Here is a 4,314-nt window from a genome sequence, read left to right as displayed (position 1 = left end):
CGCCCATGACCTTCGCCCGGAGGATCGGTATCGCCGCGGCCATCGCCATCCTTCTGCCGATTGGCTTCGCTTTGCTCTCGGACGTCGATCACCGGGCAACACTCGGCCGCCTTCATCGAACCGACCTGGACCAGCGCGCGCTGAATCTGACCAACCACCTGGAGCGTCTCGTCGTCGACATGGAAACGGCGATCCGGGGATACCGAGTCAACGGCGACGAACGATTTCTCGCACCGGACGTCGCCGCCGTCCGGGAATATGGTCCCGTCGTCGGCGAGCTCGGAGCGGTGACGGAGGACCCCGCCGAACGAAGGATGATCGAAAGCATCCGAAAGGAAATCGACGTTTATCGCGCCGGATTTGCGAATCCCGTCATCGAGTTCGGAAGGGCCCACCCGCCCCGCCGGGTCGAGGGAAGGATCGTCATGCAGGAGTTTCCGGCAGGGCTGACATCGGACGATGGAAAGCGATCGATGGACTCGCTACGGGCCCGGTTCGAGGACTTGAAGAGCCTCGAAGGCCGACGGCTCTCCGAAGACCTTCGGGCAACGGCACGCGCGGAATCGAAGCTGGGCCTGATCCTTTGGGGCACGGCGGGAGGATTTTCGCTGCTCTTCTTCGCCGGTACCGCCGCGCTGTTTCGCCGCTACCGCCGCCGCGCATCGCTTCTCTTTGCCGGAATCGATGCGGCCGGGCGAGGCGAATACCGTGCGGTGTCGATGGAGGGCGAGGACGAGATCGCCAGGATCGCCGCGGCGTTCAACCGGATGCAGCAAGACGTCGAGAGGCGCGACGAGGATCTCCGCCGAGCCCTCGATGAGGCACAGTACGCAAGCGTCGATCTCTCGACCCAGCAGCGCATCCTGATCGAAACTCAGCGTCGGATACTCGAGGGCGAAGAACGCTCCCGGCGCGACGCCGAGGAAGCCCATCGCAACGCCGCCCGCCTGAACGCCGTGCTTTCGAGCGTCGGTGAGGGGATCTATCAACTGGACGTCGAGGGCCGCGTCGTCTACGTCAACCCTGCCGCCGAACGGCTGCTCGGATATTCGATTCACGAGATCAGCGGTCGAAACATGCACGACCTGATCCATTCCCGACGCCCGGACGGAACGAGCCTTCCTCGCGAGTCGTGTCGGACACTTTCGGTGATCTCGACGGGGGTTTCCATCGAGATCGACGAAGACCACTATCAACGGCGTGACGGAAGTTTCCTCGTCGTCGAATACACGTCCACTCCCATCGTCGTCGACGACAGAGTGACGGGGGCGGTGGTCTCGTTCCAGGACATCTCGATCCGGAAGCAGGCCGAGGCGGAGCTTCGCCATTCCCGCGACGAGCTCGAAGATCGGGTGGCCGAGCGCACCGCCGACCTCGAACGCTCAAACGAAGCGCTCCGCGCTTCCGAGGGCCGGTACCGGCTGCTCTTCGAGAACAATCCGCAGCCGATGTGGGTGTTCGATCAGGAGACTCTGGAATTTCTCGAGATCAACGATGCGGCCTGCCGCCACTACGGCTACACACGCGAAGAATTTTCGACCATGACGGTCAAGGACATTCGACCGCCCGAGGAAGTCCCGGTCCTTCTCGAAAGGATTGCGGCAGAGCGGGGCGATCCCTATCAAGAAGCGGGGACCTGGAGGCATCGGAAAAAGGACGGGTCGGTCATGGAGGTCGAGATCTCCTCATACGCTTTCCGGCTCGGTGATCGAAAGGTTCAGCTCGTTCTCTCGTCGGACGTGACCCATCGCCGGCAACTCGAGGAACAGCTCCGTCAGTCCCAGAAGATGGAGGCGATCGGTCAGCTCGCCGGCGGCATCGCCCACGATTTCAATAATCTGTTGACCGCCATACTGGGTTATGCGGAGCTCGCCGTCGATCAGACCGAAAGGGACAGCCCGATTTTCGAGGACTTGACGGAGATCCGGAAGGCCGGAAACCGCGCCGCTTCGTTGACCGGCCAGCTTCTCGCTTTTTCGCGCAAGCAGGTCGTCGAGCCCCGGGTCCTCGATCTCAACGCCGTGATTTCCGACATGGACCGAATGCTCCGGCGGATCCTCGGCGAAAGAATCGATCTCTTGACGGTTCCCTCACACCCGATCTCCCACGTCAAGGCCGATCCCAGTCAGATCGAGCAGATCATCATGAATCTGGCCGTGAACGCCCGGGATGCGATGCCCGAAGGAGGGAAGCTCACCGTCGAGACCGCGAACGTCGCTCTCGACGACATCTACGCGTCCCAGCATGTCGGGGTCACGCCGGGCCCGTTCGTGATGCTCGCGGTCAGCGACACCGGCGAGGGGATGAGCCCGGAAACTCGAGCGCGCATCTTCGAGCCGTTCTTCACGACGAAGGAGAAGGGCAAAGCCACGGGACTGGGTCTCTCGACCGTCTTCGGAATCGTGAAACAGGCGGGCGGCCACGTCTGGGTATACAGCGAAGAGCGGCGCGGCACGACCTTCAAGATCTATCTTCCGGCGACCGATCAGAGACTGACGCCGGATGAACCGTCCGAATCGGTGGCACCCGTCGCTGACGGGCACGAGACGATTCTTCTCGTCGAGGACGAAGCGGCGGTAAGGCGTCTCGCCAGGATCACCCTCGAAAAGCAGGGTTACCGGGTCGTCGAGGCGGAGAACGGGGACGAGGCGATCGAGAAGGCTCGGGCGAATCACGATCAAAGGATCGATCTTTTCTTGAGCGACGCGGTCATGCCCGGAATCGACGTCGCGTCGATGGTCGCGATCCTCCGGGCGTCTCACCCCGATGCCCGTTTCCTCCTGATGTCCGGCTACACCGACGAGGCGGTCCTTCGCCACGGCCTGCTCGAGAACGGCGGATTCTTCCTCCACAAGCCCTTCACGTCGGAGTCGCTCGTCAGGAAAGTGCGTGAAGCGCTCGACTCGGCCGGGAGCTAGTGTCCCGTCCCGGAAATAGCTTTAGCATCGTTCGGAGCGCCGCGGGGGAGGTTGCCGGTCGCCGCGACGATGGCGATGCGTTGTCATCCCTCGGCTGTCGCTCGGGACCTCGTCGCGGCGGCGCCGCAGATCGCCCCACGCGGGGAAGCCCGATGCGAACGGCATCTGCGCTCGCGACGCGTCCGAATTGAAAACGGCCATCCTCGCCTCGTCCACTCCTATCTCCCAAGTCTAAAAGTGTCCATGAAACCGGGGCAACTCCAAGCCGTGAATTCAAACGCGACTGGCGGATGAGTTCCTGCGATCAGAACTTGGCGCGGCGGCGGAAGAAGATCGGCACGAACAAGGTCGTAGCTTCCGACGTGCTGCTCGAAGTGGAACCGAAGTTCGTCAGCCCGAAGTAAGAAGAAGTGGTAGCCCCAACGGGAATCGAACCCGTCTCGCGCCGCAAAGGCGCGGCCAAAAATAGTCGCCTTGAGAGGGCCGCTCAAACCGGCGAACGGAGATTGGTAGCCCCAACGGGAATCGAACCCGTGCTTTAGCCTTGAGAGGGCTACGTCCTAACCGCTAGACGATGGGGCCACGCAGCGGAAGCGCGGAGAATAGCACAAGCCGCCGGGGCCCGGCCAAGGCCAATGCGGGCTTGGGTCCCAACGGGAATCGAACCCGAAGGCGCCGTTGAGGCGCCGAGAACAAGGGCCGCCTTGAGAGGGCGACGTCCTAACCACTCGCCACGCTCGGATTCAAAGGGGCTCCGGGGTAGCCCCAACGGACTATCCAGCGCGATCCGTCGCCTGGCGACGGATCAGCCGCGAAGCGGCCGGCGCCTTGGGCGCCGAGCGCGTCGATCGCCGAGCACGCCAGTGCGATGGCCTTCGAACCCGGTCGCGCCGCAAAGGCGCGTAAAACGGAGAGCCCGCCGCAAAGGCGCGCGAACAGAAAGTCGCCTCGAGAGGGACTACGTCTCGGGTGGGCTCGGTCTCTGTTGGTGCTCGAAATCACATGAAGCGTAGAACCGTCCCCCGGGATGGGACGGACGGGTCACGGAGAGGGATTGAGCCGCATTGACGTTTCCACGCGGAAAGAGGTCAGGAATTGCGCGCGGACCTGCGGTCTTTGGACGTATTCAGCGCCACGGCCTCGCGGATGAGCGCCTTGAACGCGGACGCCTCGACCCTGTCACTTTCGTGGAAGTCGATGGCGCGCCGGGCATTCCCTTCGAGACTCGAGTTGAAGAGCTTCCGGGGATCCTTCATCCGAGCGCCCTTGGGAAAAGTCGCCTTGACGACGTTCTTGTAGGTCTCTCCCGTGCAGATGATTCCGCCATGAGACCAGACGGGAACTCCCCACTTCCATTCTTCGACGGCGACGGGATCGGCCTGCTTGATCAGAGCGC

Annotated in this window: 4 protein-coding genes and 1 tRNA gene; 1 reads left to right on the top strand and 4 read right to left on the bottom strand. The window is 63.0% G+C overall.

What is annotated here, in order from left to right; genetic code table 11:
• Both VKH46_01810 and VKH46_01805 read right to left on the bottom strand, forming a co-directional pair.
• Positions 1–395: hypothetical protein (locus VKH46_01810; GenBank protein ID HKB69548.1), on the bottom strand; the 395-nt coding region annotated here is incomplete at its 3' end.
• 87 nt (positions 396–482) lie between these two features.
• Positions 483–1,094, bottom strand: coding sequence for a hypothetical protein (locus tag VKH46_01805; GenBank protein ID HKB69547.1), 612 nt, complete (start codon positions 1,092–1,094; stop codon positions 483–485).
• On the opposite strand from VKH46_01805, the gene VKH46_01800 reads away from it, so the two are divergent.
• On the top strand, positions 981–2,918 hold the full coding sequence (locus VKH46_01800; GenBank protein ID HKB69546.1) for a PAS domain S-box protein: 1,938 nt from the start codon (positions 981–983) through the stop codon (positions 2,916–2,918). The genes VKH46_01805 and VKH46_01800 overlap by 114 nt on opposite strands.
• Positions 2,919–3,425: 507 nt before the next feature.
• On the opposite strand, the gene VKH46_01795 is transcribed toward VKH46_01800, so the two are convergent.
• Positions 3,426–3,500, bottom strand: a tRNA-Glu gene (locus VKH46_01795).
• A gap of 506 nt (positions 3,501–4,006) precedes the next feature.
• On the bottom strand, positions 4,007–4,314 hold a 308-nt coding region (locus VKH46_01790; GenBank protein HKB69545.1), incomplete at its 5' end, for a DUF1801 domain-containing protein.

This window comes from Thermoanaerobaculia bacterium, assembly GCA_035260525.1.
In the GTDB taxonomy this organism is placed as follows: domain Bacteria; phylum Acidobacteriota; class Thermoanaerobaculia; order UBA5066; family DATFVB01; genus DATFVB01.
The sequence above is the reverse complement of the archived record's forward strand: the minus strand, read 5'-3'. Positions and strand labels throughout refer to the sequence as shown.